Origin of the sequence: Delftia tsuruhatensis NBRC 16741 (genome assembly GCF_001571325.1) — a bacterium.
In the GTDB taxonomy this organism is placed as follows: Bacteria; Pseudomonadota; Gammaproteobacteria; order Burkholderiales; family Burkholderiaceae_C; genus Comamonas; species Comamonas tsuruhatensis.
Map to the genome: position 1 here is coordinate 144,864 of NZ_BCTO01000010.1, position 19,801 is coordinate 164,664.

At 64.8% G+C, this 19,801-nt stretch carries 20 protein-coding genes and 1 tRNA gene; 17 read left to right on the forward strand and 4 right to left on the reverse strand.

From position 1 onward, the window contains the following. The first annotated feature begins 58 nt into the window (after window positions 1-58). The 6 genes from DTS01S_RS03720 (at window position 59) to hisA (ending at window position 4,130) form a co-directional block, all read left to right on the forward strand. Entirely contained in the window at window positions 59-364 is a 306-nt protein-coding gene (locus DTS01S_RS03720) for a hypothetical protein (protein WP_174538854.1), read from the forward strand. Continuing rightward, the gene (locus DTS01S_RS03725) at window positions 361-798 is read left to right on the forward strand and encodes a PIN domain-containing protein (protein ID WP_017405473.1); all 438 of its coding nucleotides are present in this window, start codon (window positions 361-363) and stop codon (window positions 796-798) included. Before DTS01S_RS03720 ends, DTS01S_RS03725 begins: the two co-directional genes overlap by 4 nt. Before the next feature lie 53 nt (window positions 799-851). Continuing rightward, window positions 852-1,976, forward strand: a complete 1,125-nt coding sequence (hisC, locus tag DTS01S_RS03730) for a histidinol-phosphate transaminase (protein WP_017405474.1) — start codon at window positions 852-854, stop codon at window positions 1,974-1,976. Continuing rightward, window positions 1,973-2,578: an imidazoleglycerol-phosphate dehydratase HisB gene (gene hisB, locus DTS01S_RS03735; protein ID WP_016445588.1), complete on the forward strand. Its 606-nt coding sequence runs from the start codon at window positions 1,973-1,975 to the stop codon at window positions 2,576-2,578. Before hisC ends, hisB begins: the two co-directional genes overlap by 4 nt. A gap of 81 nt (window positions 2,579-2,659) precedes the next feature. Then, complete coding sequence (hisH, locus tag DTS01S_RS03740) at window positions 2,660-3,328, forward strand: imidazole glycerol phosphate synthase subunit HisH (RefSeq protein ID WP_017405475.1); 669 nt, start codon at window positions 2,660-2,662, stop codon at window positions 3,326-3,328. Between the two features lie 61 nt (window positions 3,329-3,389). Then, a complete protein-coding gene (gene hisA, locus DTS01S_RS03745; RefSeq protein ID WP_016445590.1) occupies window positions 3,390-4,130 on the forward strand; it encodes a 1-(5-phosphoribosyl)-5-[(5-phosphoribosylamino)methylideneamino]imidazole-4-carboxamide isomerase in 741 nt (246 codons plus the stop codon). 85 nt (window positions 4,131-4,215) lie between these two features. Here hisA and DTS01S_RS03750 read toward each other — a convergent pair whose 3' ends face one another. Further along, a complete protein-coding gene (locus DTS01S_RS03750) occupies window positions 4,216-5,400 on the reverse strand; it encodes a spherulation-specific family 4 protein (RefSeq protein ID WP_017405511.1) in 1,185 nt (394 codons plus the stop codon). Window positions 5,401-5,485: 85 nt separating this feature from the next. On the opposite strand from DTS01S_RS03750, the gene DTS01S_RS03755 reads away from it, so the two are divergent. Further along, the gene (locus DTS01S_RS03755; protein WP_254787884.1) at window positions 5,486-6,388 is read left to right on the forward strand and encodes a D-hexose-6-phosphate mutarotase; all 903 of its coding nucleotides are present in this window, start codon (window positions 5,486-5,488) and stop codon (window positions 6,386-6,388) included. 70 nt (window positions 6,389-6,458) lie between these two features. On the opposite strand, the gene DTS01S_RS03760 is transcribed toward DTS01S_RS03755, so the two are convergent. Beyond that, the gene (locus DTS01S_RS03760) at window positions 6,459-7,610 is read right to left on the reverse strand and encodes a S1C family serine protease (RefSeq protein WP_061287369.1); all 1,152 of its coding nucleotides are present in this window, start codon (window positions 7,608-7,610) and stop codon (window positions 6,459-6,461) included. 299 nt (window positions 7,611-7,909) lie between these two features. Here DTS01S_RS03760 and DTS01S_RS03765 point away from each other — a divergent pair, with 299 nt between their 5' ends. From DTS01S_RS03765 to pdxA, 3 genes are all read left to right on the forward strand, one after another. Beyond that, a complete protein-coding gene (locus tag DTS01S_RS03765; protein WP_016445594.1) occupies window positions 7,910-9,235 on the forward strand; it encodes an MFS transporter in 1,326 nt (441 codons plus the stop codon). 74 nt (window positions 9,236-9,309) lie between these two features. Beyond that, the gene (locus DTS01S_RS03770) at window positions 9,310-10,071 is read left to right on the forward strand and encodes a Nif3-like dinuclear metal center hexameric protein (protein ID WP_016445595.1); all 762 of its coding nucleotides are present in this window, start codon (window positions 9,310-9,312) and stop codon (window positions 10,069-10,071) included. 101 nt (window positions 10,072-10,172) lie between these two features. Beyond that, complete coding sequence (pdxA, locus tag DTS01S_RS03775; protein WP_026062415.1) at window positions 10,173-11,234, forward strand: 4-hydroxythreonine-4-phosphate dehydrogenase PdxA; 1,062 nt, start codon at window positions 10,173-10,175, stop codon at window positions 11,232-11,234. 92 nt (window positions 11,235-11,326) lie between these two features. Here pdxA and mscL read toward each other — a convergent pair whose 3' ends face one another. Continuing rightward, window positions 11,327-11,755 (reverse strand): large conductance mechanosensitive channel protein MscL, encoded by a 429-nt coding sequence (gene mscL, locus DTS01S_RS03780; protein ID WP_012207302.1) that lies wholly within the window; start codon window positions 11,753-11,755, stop codon window positions 11,327-11,329. A gap of 149 nt (window positions 11,756-11,904) precedes the next feature. Between mscL and petA the strand changes: the two genes are divergently transcribed. The 6 genes from petA (at window position 11,905) to DTS01S_RS03810 (ending at window position 16,236) form a co-directional block, all read left to right on the forward strand. Then, window positions 11,905-12,501 carry a ubiquinol-cytochrome c reductase iron-sulfur subunit gene (gene petA / locus DTS01S_RS03785; protein WP_016445597.1) on the forward strand — a complete coding sequence of 199 codons (597 nt, stop codon included), beginning with the start codon at window positions 11,905-11,907 and terminating at the stop codon, window positions 12,499-12,501. A gap of 14 nt (window positions 12,502-12,515) precedes the next feature. Further along, complete coding sequence (locus DTS01S_RS03790; RefSeq protein WP_017405518.1) at window positions 12,516-13,931, forward strand: cytochrome b; 1,416 nt, start codon at window positions 12,516-12,518, stop codon at window positions 13,929-13,931. 17 nt (window positions 13,932-13,948) lie between these two features. Continuing rightward, window positions 13,949-14,704 carry a cytochrome c1 gene (locus tag DTS01S_RS03795; RefSeq protein ID WP_016445599.1) on the forward strand — a complete coding sequence of 252 codons (756 nt, stop codon included), beginning with the start codon at window positions 13,949-13,951 and terminating at the stop codon, window positions 14,702-14,704. 104 nt (window positions 14,705-14,808) lie between these two features. Continuing rightward, window positions 14,809-15,420, forward strand: a complete 612-nt coding sequence (locus tag DTS01S_RS03800) for a glutathione S-transferase N-terminal domain-containing protein (protein ID WP_012207298.1) — start codon at window positions 14,809-14,811, stop codon at window positions 15,418-15,420. Window positions 15,421-15,530: 110 nt separating this feature from the next. Next, window positions 15,531-16,061, forward strand: a complete 531-nt coding sequence (locus tag DTS01S_RS03805) for a ClpXP protease specificity-enhancing factor (RefSeq protein WP_017405520.1) — start codon at window positions 15,531-15,533, stop codon at window positions 16,059-16,061. Between the two features lie 99 nt (window positions 16,062-16,160). Next, window positions 16,161-16,236, forward strand: a tRNA-Thr gene (locus DTS01S_RS03810). Window positions 16,237-16,305: 69 nt separating this feature from the next. Here the strand turns inward: DTS01S_RS03810 and DTS01S_RS03815 are convergent. After that, window positions 16,306-16,611 (reverse strand): hypothetical protein, encoded by a 306-nt coding sequence (locus tag DTS01S_RS03815; RefSeq protein WP_017405521.1) that lies wholly within the window; start codon window positions 16,609-16,611, stop codon window positions 16,306-16,308. Between the two features lie 310 nt (window positions 16,612-16,921). On the opposite strand from DTS01S_RS03815, the gene secA reads away from it, so the two are divergent. Beyond that, on the forward strand, window positions 16,922-19,669 hold the full coding sequence (gene secA / locus DTS01S_RS03820) for a preprotein translocase subunit SecA (RefSeq protein WP_016451020.1): 2,748 nt from the start codon (window positions 16,922-16,924) through the stop codon (window positions 19,667-19,669). Window positions 19,670-19,801: the final 132 nt, after the last annotated feature.

Sequence of the window (19,801 nt, forward strand, 5' to 3'; positions counted from 1 at the left end):
CGAAGGCGCCGTCACCGAAAGGGGCGGCGCTTTTTGCTGCCTGAAGGCTAGAGCAAGTATGTCAAGAATCGACACGAAATCAGTGGAGCACGAATTTCGTGTAGACTTGCACCCTGTGAAGAACCTCACCATCACCGTCGAAGACAGCGTGCTCGAATGGGCCCGCATCGAGGCCGCGCGCCGCGGCACCAGCGTCTCGCGCATGGTGGGCGACTTCATGGCCGAGATGCAGCGCCGCGAGGACGCCTACGAGCGCGCCTACCTGGCCTGGCGCACCGACGAGCGCGGCTGGGACGGCGGCCAGCCGTCATCCACGCAGCCCGCCCAGCGCAGTGCCGCGCTGCGCCGCGAGGGCCAGGCATGAACACCGTCTTCGTCGATACCTCCGTGCTGGTCGCTGCCGAAGACACGGGGCAGGGCGCCTTGCATGCCGCCGTGCTGCAGTGGCTGGACCTGCTGTGGCGCACGCGCAGCGGGCGCACCGGCAGTCAGTCGCTGTGCGAGTTCTATGAACAGGTCACCACGGCCGCCCAGCCTTTGCCGCAGGGCGATGCGCGCGCCGCCATCCGCCGCTACCAGACCTGGACGCCCTGGAAGACCGATGCCGCCACGCTGGAGACCGCCTGGGCCGTGCAATCGCGCCACCAGCTGGCCTTTGGCGACTGCCTGGCCGTGGCCTGCGCCCAGCACAGCGGCTGCGAGCAGATGCTGACCCTGCACCTGCCGCACGGCGCCCAGTTCGGCGGCGTCGCCATGGTGCACCCGCTGCACCAGGTGCCGCCGCAGCAGCAGGCCTGAGCGGCTTCGCTGATGGATTTCTTCCCCCACTGACTCGTGAAAGTGTGCATGCCATGACAGCTTCCATTCCGCAGGTTCAGGCCCTGGCCCTGGAGCGCATCCGCGCCGATGTCCGCTCCATGCATGCCTACCATGTGCAGCCCTCGCAAGGCCTGCTCAAGATGGACACGATGGAGAACCCCTTCCGACTGCCACCCGAGCTGCAGGCCGCGCTGGGCGAGCGCCTGGGCCGGCTGGAGATCAACCGCTACCCTGGCGAGCGCCAGGAAGTGCTTAAGGACATGCTGGCCCGCTACGCGCAGGCGCCGGCCGGCAGCGCCGTACTGCTGGGCAATGGCTCGGACGAGATCATCACGCTGCTGGCCCTGGCTTGTGCCCAGCCCCACGCCGAGGGCCGCGCCACCATGCTGGCGCCCATGCCGGGCTTCGTCATGTATCCCATGAGCGCCAGGCTGCAGGGCCTGGACTTTGTGGGGGTCGACCTGACGGCCGACTTCGAGCTGGACGTGCCCGCCATGCGCGCCGCCATTGCCGAGCACCGCCCCGCCATCACCTATATCGCCTATCCCAACAATCCCACGGCCACGCTCTGGGCCGAGGCCGATGTGCAGGCCGTGATCGACGCGGTCGGCGCCATCGGCGGCCTGGTCGTCATGGACGAGGCCTACCAGCCCTTCGCCCGCCGCAGCTGGGCAGAGAACATGCGCGCCGACCCGGCCCGCAACGCCCATGTGCTGCTGATGCGCACGCTCAGCAAGTTCGGCCTGGCCGGTGCGCGCCTGGGCTACCTGATCGGCCCGGCCGCCATCGTCGGCGAGATCGACAAGGTGCGCCCGCCCTACAACATCAGCGTGCTCAACTGCGAGACGGCCATCTTCGCGCTGGAGCACGAGGCGCTGTATGCGCAGCAGGCCGTGGCCATCCGCGCCGAGCGCCAGCCGCTGATCGACGCGCTGACCGCGCTGCCGGGTGTGGAAAAGATCTGGCCATCCGAGGCCAACATGGTCTTGCTGCGCGTGCGCGATGCCGCGCGTGCCCAGGCCGAGATGAAGGCCCGGGGCGTGCTGGTGAAGAACGTCAGTGCCATGCACCCGCTGCTGGCCAATTGCCTGCGCCTGACCGTGGGCACCCACGAAGAAAACGCCCAGATGCTGGCGGCCCTGAAGGAATCCCTATGAGCAATGCAGTCCCCGCACGCACCGCCGAAGTGCAGCGCAACACCGCCGAGACCCGGATCAAGGTCGCCATCAACCTGGACGGCACGGGCAAGGCCAGCCTGCACTCGGGCATCGGCTTTCTGGATCACATGCTCGACCAGATCGCGCGCCACGGCCTGATCGACCTGGACATCGAGTGCGAGGGCGACCTGCACATCGACGGCCACCACACGGTGGAGGACATCGGCATCACCCTGGGCCAGGCCTTCGCCAAGGCCGTGGGCGACAAGAAGGGCATCCGCCGCTACGGCCACGCCTATGTGCCGCTGGACGAGGCCCTGAGCCGCGTGGTCATCGATTTCTCGGGCCGTCCCGGGCTGCACATGGACGTGAAATTCACGGCCGGCAGCATCGGCCAGCTCGACACCCAGCTGGTCTACGAATTCTTCCAGGGCTTCGTCAACCATGCGGGCGTGACCCTGCACATCGACAACCTCAAGGGCTTCAATGCCCACCACCAGTGCGAGACCATCTTCAAGGCCTTCGCACGCGCCCTGCGCTTTGCGCTGGAGCATGACGAGCGCATGGCCGGCGTCATCCCCTCGACCAAGGGCGCTCTGTAAAGAGAAGCGATTGGCATCGGCCAGAACTTGATCTGACCGGGCAATCCCGCCGAAAATCCGACAGAACACGCGCCACACGCTATGAGTTTGACTGACAACACCGTCGCCGTCGTCGATTACGGCATGGGCAATCTGCGCTCGGTTTCACAGGCCGTGCGCACGGCCGCCGCCGATTCCGGCTGGCAGGTCGTTGTGACCTCCGATCCCGAGGTGGTCCTGGCCGCCGACCGCGTCGTGCTGCCGGGCCAGGGCGCCATGCCCGACTGCATGCGCGAGCTGCGCGAATCCGGCCTGCAGGAAGCCGTGCTGCATGCCGCTGCCAACAAGCCCCTGTTCGGCGTCTGCGTGGGCATGCAGATGCTGCTGGACCACAGCGACGAAGGTGACGTGCCCGGCCTGGGCCTCATCCCCGGCAACGTGCGCAAGTTCGATCTGGCGGGCCGCACCCAGGCCGATGGCAGCCGCTTCAAGGTTCCGCAGATGGGCTGGAACCGCGTGCACCAGACGCACAACGCCGGCCATGCCCACCCGCTGTGGCGTGGAATTCCCGAAGACAGCTTCTACTACTTCGTGCACAGTTTCTATGCCGTGGTGCAGCAGCCGCAGCATTGCGCTGCTCAGGCCGACTACGGCGGGCGCTTTGCCTGCGCCATCGCGCGCGATAATATTTTCGCCACGCAGTTTCACCCCGAAAAAAGCGCTGACCAGGGACTGGCCCTGTTCCGCAACTTTCTGGGCTGGAAGCCCTGAATCCCCTTTTCTTCCCCGCACCGGCCGCTGAATCCCAGGCCTTCATTGCTCGCAAACCATCATGCTGCTCATTCCTGCCATCGACCTCAAGGACGGCCACTGCGTACGCCTCATCCAGGGTGATATGGACCAGTCGACCACGTTCGGCGAAGACCCGGCCATCATCGCCCGCCGCTGGCTCGACGCCGGCGCGCGCCGCCTGCACCTGGTGGACCTCAATGGCGCGTTTGCGGGCCAGCCCAAGAACCTTGCGGCCATCAAGGCCATCCTCAAAGAGGTGGACGGCCGGATTCCGGTGCAGCTCGGCGGAGGCATCCGCGATCTGGACACCATCGAGAAATACATAGATGCCGGCATCAGCTACGTGATCATCGGCACCGCTGCCGTGAAGAACCCCGGCTTTCTGCAGGATGCCTGCAGCGCCTTCGGCGGCCATGTGATCGTCGGGCTCGACGCCAAGGACGGCAAGGTCGCCATCGACGGCTGGAGCAAGCTCACGGGCCAGGACGTGCATTCGGTGGCCAAGCGCTTCGAGGACTGGGGCGTGGAGTCCATCATCTACACCGACATCGGCCGCGACGGCATGCTCACGGGCATCAACATCGATGCCACCGTCAATCTTGCCCAATCGCTGAAGATCCCCGTCATCGCCTCGGGTGGCCTGGCGGGCATGGCCGACATCGAGGCGCTGTGCAAGGTCGAGGACGAAGGCATCGAGGGCGTGATCTGCGGTCGCGCCATCTACTCGGGCGATCTCGACTTCGCCGCAGCGCAGGCTCGCGCCGACGAACTCACGGCCTGAGCGGCCTGCGCCTTCTCGATATTCGCGGGCGCCTGTCCCTGACAGGCGCCCGCGCTGCATTCAGCGCCGGGGTTTCAAGCGGCCGCTACGAGCAGGCGGGAAGGGCTTGCCCGGCATTGGTGGCGCGCACGGTCTGCACAAAGGCATCCCAGTAATTCGGCAGCCCGGCCCAGGGGTTGCCCACGCCGGTGCTGGGCTCGAACTCCAGCTGGGTCACATAGATCCATCCCGCCTGGTAGCGTGCCGAGGCGGCCGACTGCACAGCCGTCTGCATGGCCGCGCAGCCCGACACGTTGTGCACCAGCGAGGCCTGGTGGCTATTGGCCAGCCCGTACAGCCAATCGAAACTGGTCGTGCGCGGATCGTAGGTGGCGTACGTGGAGCCCTTGCCCTCGAACGTGGTCAGCACATCGGCCACATCGGCATAACCGGCCACGGGCACGAGGCCTGGGTTGCCGATCACGATCAGGTCGGGATTCTTGGCCTTGATGTACTGGTAGATGCTGCGGTAGAAGTCCAGCCGGTTGGTGGTGGCCGCCATCTCGTCAATGAAGAAGCCCTTGACCAGGCCTGCGCCGTAGTGCGTGAAATAGTTGTCGATATTGGCCTGGATGCTTGCCAGCGATCGCGTGCCCGTGCCATAGCTGGAGCTCACATAGCCCACCAACTGCCCGCCCGCGTTGGCAAAAGCGGTTGCGGCGCGCATGATGTTCGCATCCGGGCCACTGAAAATGCCGTTGGCCGGGTTCAGGATGGCCGTCATCTGCACGGTCGGATTCGCCTGGGCGCTGGCTGCCAGCGCATTCCAGGCCGTGGCCCCCGCGCCCGTGGGATAGAAATACGCAGGCACCAGCACCCGCAGCGGCGCAGGAGCCGGGCGCAGATAGAAGGTCTGCGAAGCGCTGCCCGTGCGGCTTCCCACGGTGGCGCTGGCCTGCACCTGCTGGCGGCCCGGCGTGGCGCCGGTCAGGGAGGCAGTTGCCACGCCGGAGCTGGTCAGCGCCGAGGTGCTGACGCCTGTGGCTGCGCTGAAGCTCACCACGGTTCCATCGGCGGCATTCACGCCATCTGCGAGAACACCTGCGCGCAGGGTCAGTGCCGAGCCTGCAGTCACCACATCCCTGGCGGCCGGGGCCGTCCATTGCACGGTGACCGAGGTCACTCCGGGCTGGCCGGTGCCGCCGCCATCGCCCCCGGTGCCGCCGCCAGCGCTGCTGTCACCACCACCGCCTCCGCCGCAGGAAGCCAAGGAGGCGGCCAGGGCGAGCATGCCGAGTCGCAGGACAAGAGGAGAGGGAGCGTGGGAGCGTTGCATGACAGAGGAAGGCTGGGCGGGGGAAAGGCTATATTCAAGCATGAAAGTTACATCTTCCTTTCCCGCAGTAACAGCTTTACCTGCGGCCGTGCAAGCTCCCGGCGCCTGCGCTGATGCATGGCATGGCCTGCCCGCCATCCGCCTGCGCCTGGCCTGCGGCGATGCTGCCCTGGTGGCCTTGCAAGGGGCACAACTGCTCTCCTGGCAGGCAGGTGGCGAGGAGCAACTGTTCCTGAGCCCTCATGCCGCCCATGACGGCCACACACCCATACGCGGCGGTATTCCGGTCTGCTTTCCCCAATTCAACCAACGCGGCCCGCTGGTCAAGCACGGCTTTGCGCGCACCCTGCCGTGGCAGGCTGATGCAGCACAGGCCGAGGTTCTTGCCGGCGATGGCTTGTTCCTGCGGCTCAGGCTCGCCGACACGCCGCAGACGCGCGCCGTCTGGCCGCCTTCCTTCGAGACCTGGCTGGAGGTGACGCTGTTGCCCGGCCGGCTTGACGTGGAGCTGGTAGTGCACAACCGGGGCGACACGCCTTTGGCTTTCACTGCCGCCTTGCACAGCTACCTGCGCGTGGCGGACGTGGAGCAATGCCGGCTGCAAGGCCTTGACGGCCTGCCTTACTGGGATGCCGTGGCCGACACCCATCCCACGCAGCACGGTGACGTGCGCTTTGGCGAAGAGCTCGATCGCGTCTACCCCCGGCCCGGGAACGCCATGGAGCTGGCCGCACCTGGCGGCGGCTTGCGGATCTCGCAGGATGCCGCCTGGAGCGAGACCGTGGTCTGGAACCCCGGCCCCGCGCTGTGTGAACGTCTGCCCGACATGCCGCCGCAGGGGTGGCGGCAGATGCTGTGCGTGGAGGCCGCCGCCATCGATGCGCCCGTGCATGTGGCGCCCGGCGCGCAATGGCGCGCGGCCCAGCGCCTGCACAAGCTGTAGCTCAGCACCGGCCCTGCAACGAAAAAAGCGCCTGTTCACAGGCGCTTTTTTCGTTGGGGCGGGGGGCGGGTCAGCGGCGCTGCATGCGCTGTGCCGACTGCGCAGGGCGCAGGCCCGGGGTGATCTGCAGCTCCACGGGGCCTTCGCCACGGCGCACATCGAATTTCGCAGCCTCGCCGGGCTTGAGCGCGGCCACGGCGGTCAGCAGCTCGGACACATTGCGGATGGGCTTGTCGCCCACCTGCACGATCACATCGCCCGGGCGCATGCCGGCCTGGGCAGCGGGGCCTGCCTGCAGCACGCCGGTGATGATCACGCCGGAGTCGGCCTTCACGCCAAAGGTCTCTGCCAGCTCCGGCGACAGCTCATTGGGCTCCACGCCGATCCAGCCGCGCACCACGCGGCCGTCCTTGACGATGCCGTCCAGCACCAGCTTGGCCGTGGACACGGGAATCGCAAAGCCGATGCCCATGCTGCCGCCCGAGCGCGAATAGATGGCGGTATTGATGCCCAGCAGATTGCCGCTGACATCCACCAGCGCGCCGCCCGAATTGCCGGGGTTGATGGCGGCGTCGGTCTGTATGAAGTTCTCGAAGGTATTGATGCCCAGCTGGCTGCGGCCCAGGGCGCTGACGATGCCGCTGGTCACCGTCTGGCCCACGCCGAAGGGGTTGCCGATGGCCAGCACGCGGTCGCCCACGTCGATCTGGTCGGAATTGCCCAGAACGATGACGGGCAGCTTGTCCAGGGCGATCTTGAGCACGGCCAGGTCGGTCTCGGGATCGGTACCGATCACCTGGGCCTTGGCCTGGCGGCTGTCGGTCAGCGTGACCTCGATGTCATCGGCGCCCTCGACCACATGGTTGTTGGTCAGGATGTAGCCGTCCGGGCTGATGATCACGCCGCTGCCCAGGCCTGCCTGCTCCTGCGTGCCCTGGTCGCCGAAGAAGAACTGGAACCACGGATCGTTGCTGCGCGGATGCCGTACCGCCTTGCTGGTGTTGATGCTCACCACGGCAGGCGCCGCCTTCTTGGCCGCAGGTGCAAAGCTGCCCGGGCTGACTTCTCCGACGGGCGTGGCCGGCGCCTCCAGCAACGCAATGCCCGCGTTGCTGCGCACGGCGCCGCGGCGCAGCCAGTCCGGCTGCAGGGTGGCAACGACGAAGTAGGCAGCCACCAGGATGGTGACCGCCTGCGAAAACAGCAGCCAGGTGCGTTTCATGAAGTGTGGTGTTCTGTGCGGGAGGACAAGGCCCCATTGTGAGGCATGTCGTGAGCGGGGCGGTGGGCCGGCGGGCGAGCACCAAAGCCGCGCTCCCCACACAGCTACAGTACAAACCCTAGAATCCCCGGACGACTGCGCCACGCCGCGTTCGCTGTTGCGCTGGCCCACAAGCCGGCCCCAAGAGAGAGCCAAGTCCTCCGATCCCGAAGTCTTGCAGAACGATCTGCCGCCGCACGCCCATCCGTTGCCGTGGCATCCACCGCGCTGTCCTGCTGTTCGATCCCTGGAAAAAAACCATGACTACGCTTGACCAAGCGCAGCCGGGCATGGCCCCTGCTGTTGCGACCGCACGTCCTCTCAACCGACAGGACTACAAGACCCTGGGCCTGTCGGCCCTGGGTGGCACCCTGGAGTTCTACGACTTCGTCGTTTTCGTTTTCTTCGCCAACGTCATCGGCAAGCTGTTCTTCCCGGCCGAGATGCCGGACTGGCTGCGCCAGTTGCAGACGCTGGGCATTTTTGCAGCGGGCTACCTGGCCCGGCCCATCGGCGGCATTCTGATTGCGCACTTTGGCGACATCCTGGGCCGCAAGAAGATGTTCACGCTGTCCATCTTCCTGATGGCCGTGCCCACGCTGGTGATCGGCCTGCTGCCCACCTATGCCTCCATCGGCATTGCCGCGCCGATTTTGCTGCTGGCCATGCGCGTGCTGCAGGGCGCGGCCATTGGTGGCGAGATGCCGGGCGCCTGGGTCTTCGTGGCCGAGCATGCGCCGGCGCGCCACTATGGCTTTGCCATCGGCTCGCTGACTTCGGGCATCACGGGCGGCATTTTCCTGGGCTCCATCATCGGTGTCTGGCTCAACAGCACCTACAGCGCCGAGGAGATCCACGACTGGGCCTGGCGCATGCCCTTCATCCTGGGCGGCGTGTTCGGCCTGGTGTCGGTCTATCTGCGCAAGTTCCTGCATGAGACACCCATCTTCCAGGAGCTGATGGCGCGCAAGCAGGCCGACCGCGAACTGCCGCTCAAGACCATCGTGCGCGACCACCGCCAGGCCTGCGTGCTGGTGGCGCTGATGACCTGGGTGCTGTCCACGGCCATCGTGGTGGTGGTGCTGTTCACGCCGGCCTATCTGCAGAAGGTCTTCCACATCGACGCGGCCCTGGCCATGAAGGCCAATGCCGTGGCCACGGTGACGCTGACGCTGGGCTGTGTGTTCTGGGGCTGGCTGTCCGACCGGATGGGCACGCGTGTGGCCATGGTCACGGGCTGGCTGGGCATGACGGTGACGGCCTATGCGTTCTATCTGAACCTGCCGGGCACGGCGTCCTCGCTGGTGTGGAGCTACGCGCTGGTGGGCTTTTTCGTGGGCAGCATTGCGCTGCTGCCGGTGGTGGGCGTGCGCGCCTTCCCGGCCGAGGTGCGTTTCACGGGCCTGTCCTTTGCCTACAACATGGCCTATGCGGTGTTCGGCGGCATGACGCCCATGCTGGTGTCCGTGTGGCAGCAGGTGGATGTGATGGCGCCTGCGCACTATGTGGCGGCCATGGGCATCCTGGGCGCGGCCATCGGCTTCTGGCCCCTTGCCTGCCGTGGTTGGCAACCCAGGCGCGGCTGAGCTTGGCAGTGGAATGAAGGGCAGCATGGCTGCCCTTTTTCCTGGGCGCCGCATGGATCGCTGACAATCCTTTCATGAGCACCACGCGACAAGAACTCCTGGCCCACTTCGACGGTTTGCTGCAGCCCGAGCGCTTCAAGGACTATGGTCCCAACGGCCTGCAGGTGGAGGGGCGCGGCGAGATCCGCCGCATCGTCAGCGGGGTGACGGCCAGCCGCGCGCTGATCGAGGCGGCCATCGAGGCGCAGGCCGATGCCATCTTCGTGCACCACGGCCTGTTCTGGCGCGGCATGGATGGCCGCATCACGGGCTGGCTCAAGGAGCGCATCCGCCTGCTGCTGGCCCACGACATCAATCTCTTTGCCTACCATCTGCCGCTGGATGCCCATCCGCAATGGGGCAACAACGCGCAGTTGGGCGTGCAGCTGGGGCTTGAGGGCCAGGCAACGTTTGGCGAGCAGAACCTGGGCTGGATGGCGGCAGCGGATTTTGCCGATGCGGCTGCGTTGGGCAGGCATGTGGAGCAGGCGCTGGGGCGCACGCCTGTCTGCGTGGGGGGAGAGCGCCTGCGCCCCAATCACCCCATTCGCCGCATTGCCTGGTGCACGGGCGGCGCGCAAGGTTTCTTCGAGGCCGCGATTGCCGCTGGGGCCGATGCCTTCATCACGGGCGAGATTTCCGAGCCGCAGGCGCATCTGGCCCGGGAAACGGGCGTGGCCTTCCTGGCGGCAGGCCACCATGCCACGGAGCGCTACGGCGCGCCGGCCCTGGCGGGCCAGGTGGCATTGGAGCTGGGGCTGGAGCACCGTTTCATCGAGATCGACAATCCGGCCTGATGCTGGCCTGTTAGTGGCCCACTATTGGCCCGCCCAGGGGGCGAGGCCTTTTGCTGCAAGCGCGGCGCGAATGCCCGGCTTGCCTGATCCGGATACTGAAAATGCCTGATTCCACACAGTCCACGGCCTTGATGGCCATTACCCAGGGCGACTCTGCCGGGGTGGGGCCCGAGACCATTGCCAAGGCGTTCATGGACGCGCCCGAGCAGATGCGCGGCTGCTTCGTCGTCGGCGAGTTGCAGACGCTGCGCCGGGCAGCCGCCGTGGCGGCGCGTGCGCGCGATGGCGACAACGCCATTCCCATGCCCGTGGCCGTCATCGAGTCGGCTGGGCAACTGTGGCAGGTGCCGCCCCATTGCATCCCTTTGCTGGAGCTGCCCGGGCTGCCCGGTCCTGCGCCCTGGGGGCAGGTGAGCGCCAGCGCCGGTGACGCGGCTGCGCGCTGCGTGGTCTGGGCCGCGCGGGCTGCCTTGCGAGGCGAGATCGCGGCTCTGGTCACGGCGCCCCTGCACAAGGAGGCGCTGCATGCCGCAGGCGTGGACTTCCCCGGCCACACGGAATTGCTGCAATTCGAGGCGGCCCGGCACGCGGGCGTGGAGCTGTCGCACATGCCGGTGCGCATGATGCTGGCCAACGATGAGCTGCGCACGGTGCTGGTCAGCATCCATACCTCGCTGCGCAAGGCGATCGATGCGGTAACGAAGGACAACCTGCTGCAGACCTTGCGCATCACGCATGAGGCCCTGTCGCGCAGCCTGGGCCGCCTGCCGCGGATCGGCGTGGCAGGGCTGAACCCGCATGCGGGCGAGGGCGGCCTGTTCGGCAGCGAGGAGGTGGAGATCATTGCCCCGGCCATCGCCCAGGCGCGCGCCGAGGGCCTGGACGCCCACGGACCTTTTGCGCCCGATACGGTGTTCATGCGCGCCCGCAATGCTCCTGGCCATCCCGGCGAGTTCGACGCGGTGCTGGCCATGTACCACGACCAGGGACTGATTCCCGTGAAGTACCTGGGCGTGGAAAAAGGCGTGAATGTCACATTGGGGCTGCCGCTGGTACGCACCAGTCCGGACCACGGCACGGCTTTCGATATTGCGGGGCAGGGTGTTGCAGAGGCCGGAAGCCTGATTGAGGCCGTGCGAATGGCGCGCAAATTGGCGGCTTGAATGGTTAGCCCAAGCATCGGGAATCCGCAGTAATGGAAAACGCCCGTGGCAACCATGCCACGGGCGTTTTGATTTGCGTCAAAACACGGATTTCAGCGCTTGAGGCTGTCGCGAATCTCGCGCAGCAGCACGATGTCTTCGGGGGTGACGGGCGCGGGAGCGGGGGCTGCCGGTGCCTCGCGGCGCAGGCGGTTGATCTGCTTGACCATCATGAAAATGATGAAGGCCAGGATGATGAAGTTCACTGCCACCGTGATGAAGTTTCCATAGGCAAATACGGGGACGCCGGCCTTCTTGAGCGCATCGAGCGTCATTGCCGTTCCGGGGGGTACGCTGCCCAGCACGACGAACAGATTGGAGAAGTCCAGCTTGCCGAAAACCAGGCCCACGACCGGCATGATCAGGTCGTTTACCACGGAATCAACGATTTTGCCAAACGCTCCACCAATGATGACGCCCACGGCGAGATCTACCACGTTTCCCTTAACTGCGAACTCACGAAATTCCTGCATCATGCCCATGGCTGGCTCCATCTGGAAAGAGTTTGAGATAGCGCAGTATTGCGCGGCTTTGGAGCCTGTCAACGGCACAAGCAGCATGGAATAACCATACTCGCCCCGCTACAATTTATTGTTGACCCCAACTCAAGCGACGTAGTTCGAGGAACCCCATGAGTGACACTCCAATCGACTCCAGCAAGCGGACGTGGATCATCACGTCGGCGTGCGCTGGTGCGGTGGGCGGCGTGGCGACAGCCGTCCCGTTCGTGAGCACCTTCCAGCCATCCGAGAAGGCCAAAGCCGCCGGGGCTGCAGTGGAGGTCGATATCTCCGCCCTCAAGGACGGCGAGAAGCTCACGGTCGAGTGGCGCGGCAAGCCCGTCTGGATCATCAAGCGCACGCCTGACCAGATCAAGGAGCTGCCCGAACTGGACAGCCAGTTGGCCGATCCCCAATCCAAGCGCCACCCTGAAGAGTTCACGCCGCCCTATGCGATGAACGAGGCCCGCTCGATCAAGCCCGAAGTGCTGGTCGTCGTCGGCATCTGCACGCATCTGGGCTGCTCGCCTTCCGACAAGTTCCAGCCGGGCGCCCAGCCCTCGCTGCCCAGCGACTGGAAGGGCGGCTTCCTGTGCCCCTGCCATGGCTCGACCTTCGACATGGCTGGCCGTGTCTTCAAGAACAAGCCGGCTCCCGATAACCTGCAGGTGCCGCCGCACATGTACCTGTCGGAGACCAAGCTCCTCATTGGTGAAGACAAGGCTTGAGGGAGACAAGAACAATGGCCCACGAATTCAAGGACATCGATCCGAATGCGCCCGCCGGCGCCAAGCTCACGAACTGGTTCGAGAACCGTTTTCCCACGGCTTTCGACGCCTATCGCGTGCACATGTCGGAGTACTACGCTCCGAAGAATTTCAACTTCTGGTACATCTTCGGCTCGCTGGCGCTGCTGGTGCTGGTGATCCAGATCGTCACCGGCATCTTCCTGGTGATGCACTACAAGCCGGACGCCGAGAAGGCGTTCGCCTCGGTGGAGTACATCATGCGCGATGTGCCCTGGGGCTGGCTGATCCGCTACATGCACTCCACGGGTGCGTCGGCCTTCTTCGTCGTCGTCTATCTGCACATGTTCCGCGGTCTTCTGTACGGTTCGTACCGCAAGCCGCGCGAACTGGTCTGGATCTTCGGCTGCGCCATCTTCCTGGTGCTGATGGCCGAGGCTTTCATGGGCTACCTGCTGCCCTGGGGCCAGATGTCGTACTGGGGCGCCCAGGTGATCGTGAACCTGTTCTCGGCGATTCCCTTCATCGGCCCTGACCTGGCGCTGCTGATCCGTGGCGACTACGTGGTGGGCGATGCCACGCTCAACCGCTTCTTCAGCTTCCACGTGATCGCCGTGCCCCTGGTGCTGCTGGGCCTGGTCGTGGCCCACTTGCTGGCGCTGCACGATGTGGGCTCCAACAACCCGGATGGCATCGAGATCAAGGGCCCCAACGCGCCCAAGGATGCCAAGGGCCATCCGCTGGACGGCATTCCCTTCCATCCCTACTACACGGTGCACGACATCTTCGGCGTGACGGTGTTCCTGTTCCTGTTCTCGGCCGTGGTGTTCTTCGCGCCCGAGTTCGGCGGCTACTTCCTGGAGTACAACAACTTCATCCCGGCCGATCCGCTGAAGACGCCTTCGCACATTGCGCCGGTCTGGTACTTCACGCCGTTCTACTCGATGCTGCGTGCCATCACCAGCGAGATGATGTACGTGCTCATCGCCTGCGTGGTGCTGGGTGCGGGCTTTGGCGTGCTCAAGTCGCGCCTGCCGGCCGCCGTCAAGGGCGTGGTCGCCGTCGTGGCCCTGGGTGTCATCGCCATGATGCTGTCCATCGATGCCAAGTTCTGGGGTGTGGTGGTGATGGGCGGTGCCGTGATCATCCTGTTCGCGCTGCCCTGGCTCGATTGCAGCCCGGTCAAGTCCATCCGCTACCGCCCGAGCTGGCACAAGTATCTCTACGGCATCTTCGTGATCAACTTCGTGATCCTGGCCTATCTCGGCGTGCAGCCGCCTTCGCCCATCGGCGAGCGCGTGTCCCAGGTCGGAACGCTGTTCTACTTCGGCTTCTTCCTGCTGATGCCCTGGTGGAGCCGTCTGGGCAAGACCAAACCCGTTCCCGATCGTGTGACGTTCAAGCCGCACTGAAGCTGGAGAGAACAACAATGAAGAAACTGATTCTCACGTTGATCGCGGCCCTGGGCATCGTGACCGGTGCACAGGCTGCCGAAGGCGGCATCGCCTGGGACAAGGCTCCGGGCAAGACGAATGACACGGCATCGCTGCAAAACGGCGCCAAGCTGTTCGTCAACTACTGCCTGAGCTGCCACTCGGCCGCATTCATGCGCTTCAACCGGCTGCAGGACATCGGGCTGACCGAGCAGGAAATCAAGGACAACCTGCTGTTCACCACCGACAAGGTGGGCGAGACCATGAAGGCGGCCATTAATCCGAAGGAAGCCAAGGAGTGGTTCGGTGCCAATCCGCCGGACCTGACGGTGATCGCACGTTCGCGTGCCGGCCACAACGGCACGGGCGCCGACTACCTCTACACCTTCCTGCGCACCTTCTACCGCGACGACACCAAGGCCACGGGCTGGAACAATCTGGCCTTCCCCAGCGTGGGCATGCCCCATGCGCTGTGGCAACTGCAGGGCGAGCGCCGCGCCATCTTCGAAGAAGCCGAGGAGCACGGTGTGAAGACCCAGGTTTTCAAGGGGTGGGAGCAGGTCTCTCCTGGCAGCATGAGCGCAGTGCAGTACGATCAGGCAGTTGGCGATCTGGTGAACTACCTGCAATGGATGGGTGAGCCGGCACAGAACAGCCGCACCCGCATTGGCGTGGGTGTGCTGCTTTTCCTGGCGGTCTTCATCTTCATCGCATGGCGCCTCAACGCCGCGTTCTGGAAAGACGTCAAATAGAACCGTGACTGCAGAAGGCCGTGCAAGCAATTGCTGCGGCTGAACTGTGTGCAGAGTGGGCGCCGCGAGCGACCCACTCTTTTTGATTTTTAGGAGCCTCCACCATGATGGTGCTTTATTCGGGAACGACCTGCCCCTTTTCACACCGTTGCCGCTTCGTCCTGTTCGAAAAAGGCATGGACTTCGAGATCCGCGATGTGGACCTGTTCAGCAAGCCTGAAGACATCAGCGTGATGAATCCGTACGGCCAGGTGCCCATCCTGGTCGAGCGCGACCTGATCCTGTACGAATCGAACATCATCAACGAGTACATCGACGAGCGCTTCCCGCATCCCCAGCTGATGCCCGGCGACCCGGTGGACCGCGCCCGCGTGCGCCTGTTCCTGCTGAATTTCGAAAAGGAACTGTTCGTCCACGTGAGCACGCTCGAGGAGCGCAACGTCAAGGGCAACGAAAAGGCCATCGAGAAGGCCCGCGCCCACATCCGCGACCGCCTGACGCAGCTGGCTCCCGTGTTCCTCAAGAACAAGTACATGCTGGGCGAGAACTTCTCCATGCTGGACGTGGCCATCGCCCCGCTGCTGTGGCGCCTGGACTACTACGGCATCGAGGTGTCCAAGAACGCCGCCCCGCTGCTCAAGTACGCCGAGCGCATCTTCTCGCGCCCTGCCTACATCGAAGCGCTGACGCCTTCCGAGAAGGTGATGCGCAAGTAATTCGCATCGGTTGACGACTGATTGCGCGGGCAGGGAAGGCGGTCAACCGGTCGCCATCCTGCCCGTTTTCGTGTTCCGACCACTCAGACCACTCATTTCCTGGGATCGTCATGACTGCCCCCGAAGCAACTTCCACCCGCCCCTACCTGATCCGGGCACTGTACGAGTGGTGCACCGACAACGGCTTCACGCCCCACATCGCCGTGCGTGTGGACCGTAATGTGCAGGTGCCGCGCGAGTTCGTGCGCGATGGCGAGATCGTGCTCAACGTCAGCTACGACGCCACCAGCGGCCTGCAGATGGGCAATGATTTCATCAGCTTCACGGCCCGCTTTGGCGGCAAGCCCCGCGAAATCATGGTGCCCGTGGAGCAGGTGATGGCCATCTACGCACGCGAGACCGGGCAAGGCATGGCTTTCCCGGCGCCGGAGCCCGAGGCCGAAGCCGACAACGATGTTTCGCCCGGGCAGGCGTCCGATGAGCCTGTGCCACAGGACGCCGCCGCTGAGGTGCCGGCCGAGCCTGCATCCGACGAGCGCGTGGTGCAGCTGGTGAGCATCCACAGCGAAGGTGATGACGAGGAGCCCCCGCGCACGCCGCCGCCTTCGGGCACGCGGCCTTCGCTGAAGCTGGTCAAGTAGGTTTTTCGCATCGGCGCGCATGCCGTTACTCCCGCAAGCGTGCTTGGCCCCATCGGGAAAGTCCGAAGCAGCATTTTTCTGCGCTAGAATGCGTGCTTCGCCGGTTTAGCTCAGTTGGTAGAGCACCCGCCTTGTAAGCGGTAGGTCGTCAGTTCGAATCCGACAACCGGCACCAGAAGGTCTCCTCAGGAGGCCTTTTTTCATTTCCGTGCCCCGATTCCGGCAGCCGCTCTTCAGTGGCCGGTCAGGCCTGGACCTTGAGACGGATCTCGGCCACATCCCAGCCCTTGGTGCGCAAGTGGGCGGCCATGGCCGGCAGCAGCTGGCGTATCTTGGCCGCTGCCGCGTTGTTGCGCACCAGCAGGCACCAGGTGCTGCCCTCGATGGGGCCTGCCTGCAGGCTGTCGCGCAGCAGCGGTGGCACCAGGGGCAGGATGGCCGTCAGGCGATTGCTGGAGTCGCGTGTGAGCTGGGCGAGCCGGGCCAGTGTCGGCGAGTTCTCGACAGCGTGCAGGGCGGTGACGGCGTGATTGCGGCGTGTGAAGTTCATGGGCTTGAAGGCTGGTCAGGCAGCGTAGGCATGCGCCAGCCGGGACCCTCGTTATAGCAGCATCTGCAGGGCGGCGCGGGTCCGGGAATTCGGGTTCAGGGCTCTGCTGCCGCATGCGTCGGCCTGCCTGGAAGAGGGTTGGACAGAGACAGTTAGAATCAATTGTTCGGTTCTCGCTTCAGCCCGGCCGCATGTGTTCTCCAGCAGGGTACTTGCAGGCAGGTGGAGCGGCCCCATCTGAAATCCAACAATCTAGGGATTCCAGGCACACCGCAGTCCGCTTCAGCGGGTGGCGGTGTGTCTTTTTCGCATGGCCACCAACTTCCTCACCAAACTATTCGGCAGCCGAAACGATCGGCTTCTCAAGCAATACCGCAAGACGGTCGTTCGCATCAATGCGATGGAGCCCGACTACGAGAAGCTCAGCGACGAGGATCTGCGCGCAAAGACGCAGGAATTCAAGGAGCGTGTGGCCAAGGGAGAGTCGCTGGACGACCTGCTGCCCGAAGCCTTCGCCGTGGTGCGCGAAGGGTCCAAGCGTGTCATGAAGATGCGCCACTTCGACGTCCAGTTGCTGGGCGGCATGGCACTGCACTACGGCAAGATCGCGGAAATGCGCACCGGCGAAGGCAAGACGCTGACCGCCACGCTGCCGGTCTACCTGAACGCACTGTCGGGCAATGGCGTTCACGTGGTGACGGTGAACGACTATCTGGCCAACCGCGATGCCACCTGGATGGCCAAGCTGTACAACTTCCTCGGCCTGTCGGTGGGCATCAACCTGCCCAACATGCCGCGCGAGGAAAAGCAGGCCGCCTACAACAGCGACATCACCTACGGCACAAACAACGAATACGGCTTCGACTACCTGCGCGACAACATGGTCTACGAGTCGGGCGACCGCGTGCAGCGCGTGCTCAACTACGCCATCGTCGACGAGGTGGACTCCATCCTGATCGATGAGGCCCGCACGCCGCTGATCATCAGCGGTCAGGCCGAGGACCACACGGCCATGTACGTGGCCATGAACAAGATCGTGCCCAACCTGGTGCGCCAGGAAGGCGAGGCCGATCCCCGCACGGGCGAAGGCGTGACCAAGCCCGGCGACTTCACGGTGGACGAAAAGAGCCACCAGGTATTCCTGACCGACCAGGGCTACGAAGCCGCCGAGCGCCTGCTGGGCCATGCCGGCATGATTGCCGAGGGCGCCTCGCTCTACGACCCGGCCAACATCACCCTGGTCCACCATCTGTATGCGGCGCTGCGCGCCAACAACCTCTACCACCGTGACCAGCACTACGTGGTGCAGAACGGCGAGATCGTCATCGTCGACGAGTTCACGGGCCGCCTGATGGCGGGCCGGCGCTGGAGCGATGGCCTGCACCAGGCTGTCGAGGCCAAGGAAGGCGTGACCATCCAGGCCGAGAACCAGACCATGGCCTCGATCACCTTCCAGAACTACTTCCGTCTCTACGGCAAGCTGGCAGGCATGACGGGTACGGCCGATACCGAAGCCTACGAATTCCAGGAAATCTACGGCCTCGAAACCGTGGTGATTCCGCCCAACCGTCCCAGCAAGCGCGACGACCAGCTCGACCGCGTCTACAAGACCACGCGCGAGAAGTACGAGGCGGCGATCCGCGACATCCGCGAATGCCATGAGCGCGGCCAGCCCGTGCTGGTGGGTACGACCTCGATCGAGAACTCGGAAATCATCGACGAGCTGCTCAACAAGGAAAACCTGCCCCACCAGGTGCTCAACGCCAAGCAGCACGAGCGCGAGGCCGACATCGTGGCCCAGGCCGGCCGTCCCGGCATGATCACCATCGCCACCAACATGGCTGGTCGTGGTACCGACATCGTGCTGGGCGGCAACATCGAAAAGCAGGTTGCGGCTGTCGAGGCCGATGAATCCCTGTCCGAAGCCGAACGCCAGCAGCGCATCGAACAGATGCGCGCCGACTGGAAGATCGAGCACGACAAGGTCTCGGCCCTGGGTGGCCTGCGCATCATCGCCACGGAGCGCCACGAATCTCGCCGTATCGACAACCAGCTGCGTGGCCGTTCGGGCCGCCAGGGCGACCCCGGCTCCTCGCGCTTTTACCTGAGCCTGGACGATGCGCTGATGCGCATCTTCGCGGGCGACCGTGTGCGCGCCATCATGGACCGCCTGAAGATGCCCGATGGCGAAGCCATCGAAGCCGGCATCGTGACCCGCTCCATCGAAGGCGCTCAGCGCAAGGTCGAGGCCCGCAACTTCGACATCCGCAAGCAGCTGCTCGAATACGACGACGTGTCCAACGACCAGCGCAAGGTGATCTACCAGCAGCGCAACGAGATCCTCGATGCCTCGGACCTGCACGAGATGATCACGGTGATGCGCGATGACGTGGTGTCTGACCTGGTGCGCCAGTACGTGCCCGCCGAGTCCATGGAAGAGCAATGGGATCTGGCCGGCCTGGAAAAGGCGCTGGAAAGCGAATGGCGCATCCAGCTGCCGCTGCAATCGCAAGTGCAGTCCGCGCATGCCATCACCGACGAGGAGATCCTCGAGAAGGTGCTGCAGGCTGCCCGTGAAGTGTTCGAGGCCAAGGTCGAGCTGATCGGACGCGAGAACTTCACTCAATTCCAGCGCGCCGTGCTGCTGCAAAGCTTTGATACCAACTGGCGTGACCACCTGTCCGCGCTGGACTATCTGCGCCAGGGCATCCACCTGCGTGGCTATGCCCAGAAGCAGCCCAAGCAGGAATACAAGCGCGAGGCTTTCGAGCTGTTCCGCCAGCTCATCGACCAGGTCAAGACCGAAGTCACGCGCGTGCTGATGACCGTGCAGGTGCAGTCGCGCGAACAGGTGGAGCAGGCCACCGAGGCCATGGAGCAGCGCAGCGCCCACAGCCTGGAGCACATGACCTATGGCGCTCCCTCGGATGGCGACATCGGTGGCTCCGTCGAAGACGAGCCGCTGGAGTTGCCCGAAGGCGCTCGCGTGGGCCGCAATGATCCCTGCCCCTGCGGCAGCGGCAAGAAGTACAAGCAGTGCCACGGCAAGCTGTCGTGATGCGGCCGGCGTCGTAAGACGCCGCAAGACACGGAAAACGGCACGGATGCACTCCGTGCCGTTTTCTTTTTTAAGGTCGATGAAATACGTGCCGCCCCGGTTTGTTCCGATAATGGAGCGCGTTTTTCTTTC

What these genes read in the sequence shown, in the direction of transcription:
- DTS01S_RS03720 (WP_174538854.1), top strand. Translation starts at nt 59, where the DNA reads ATGTCAAGAATCGACACGAAATCAGTGGAGCACGAATTTCGTGTAGAC.
- DTS01S_RS03725 (WP_017405473.1), top strand. Translation starts at nt 361, where the DNA reads ATGAACACCGTCTTCGTCGATACCTCCGTGCTGGTCGCTGCCGAAGAC.
- hisC (WP_017405474.1), top strand. Translation starts at nt 852, where the DNA reads ATGACAGCTTCCATTCCGCAGGTTCAGGCCCTGGCCCTGGAGCGCATC.
- hisB (WP_016445588.1), top strand. Translation starts at nt 1,973, where the DNA reads ATGAGCAATGCAGTCCCCGCACGCACCGCCGAAGTGCAGCGCAACACC.
- hisH (WP_017405475.1), top strand. Translation starts at nt 2,660, where the DNA reads ATGAGTTTGACTGACAACACCGTCGCCGTCGTCGATTACGGCATGGGC.
- hisA (WP_016445590.1), top strand. Translation starts at nt 3,390, where the DNA reads ATGCTGCTCATTCCTGCCATCGACCTCAAGGACGGCCACTGCGTACGC.
- DTS01S_RS03750 (WP_017405511.1), bottom strand. Translation starts at nt 5,400, where the DNA reads ATGCTCGCCCTGGCCGCCTCCTTGGCTTCCTGCGGCGGAGGCGGTGGT.
- DTS01S_RS03755 (WP_254787884.1), top strand. Translation starts at nt 5,486, where the DNA reads ATGAAAGTTACATCTTCCTTTCCCGCAGTAACAGCTTTACCTGCGGCC.
- DTS01S_RS03760 (WP_061287369.1), bottom strand. Translation starts at nt 7,610, where the DNA reads ATGAAACGCACCTGGCTGCTGTTTTCGCAGGCGGTCACCATCCTGGTG.
- DTS01S_RS03765 (WP_016445594.1), top strand. Translation starts at nt 7,910, where the DNA reads ATGACTACGCTTGACCAAGCGCAGCCGGGCATGGCCCCTGCTGTTGCG.
- DTS01S_RS03770 (WP_016445595.1), top strand. Translation starts at nt 9,310, where the DNA reads ATGAGCACCACGCGACAAGAACTCCTGGCCCACTTCGACGGTTTGCTG.
- pdxA (WP_026062415.1), top strand. Translation starts at nt 10,173, where the DNA reads ATGCCTGATTCCACACAGTCCACGGCCTTGATGGCCATTACCCAGGGC.
- mscL (WP_012207302.1), bottom strand. Translation starts at nt 11,755, where the DNA reads ATGGGCATGATGCAGGAATTTCGTGAGTTCGCAGTTAAGGGAAACGTG.
- petA (WP_016445597.1), top strand. Translation starts at nt 11,905, where the DNA reads ATGAGTGACACTCCAATCGACTCCAGCAAGCGGACGTGGATCATCACG.
- DTS01S_RS03790 (WP_017405518.1), top strand. Translation starts at nt 12,516, where the DNA reads ATGGCCCACGAATTCAAGGACATCGATCCGAATGCGCCCGCCGGCGCC.
- DTS01S_RS03795 (WP_016445599.1), top strand. Translation starts at nt 13,949, where the DNA reads ATGAAGAAACTGATTCTCACGTTGATCGCGGCCCTGGGCATCGTGACC.
- DTS01S_RS03800 (WP_012207298.1), top strand. Translation starts at nt 14,809, where the DNA reads ATGATGGTGCTTTATTCGGGAACGACCTGCCCCTTTTCACACCGTTGC.
- DTS01S_RS03805 (WP_017405520.1), top strand. Translation starts at nt 15,531, where the DNA reads ATGACTGCCCCCGAAGCAACTTCCACCCGCCCCTACCTGATCCGGGCA.
- DTS01S_RS03815 (WP_017405521.1), bottom strand. Translation starts at nt 16,611, where the DNA reads ATGAACTTCACACGCCGCAATCACGCCGTCACCGCCCTGCACGCTGTC.
- secA (WP_016451020.1), top strand. Translation starts at nt 16,922, where the DNA reads ATGGCCACCAACTTCCTCACCAAACTATTCGGCAGCCGAAACGATCGG.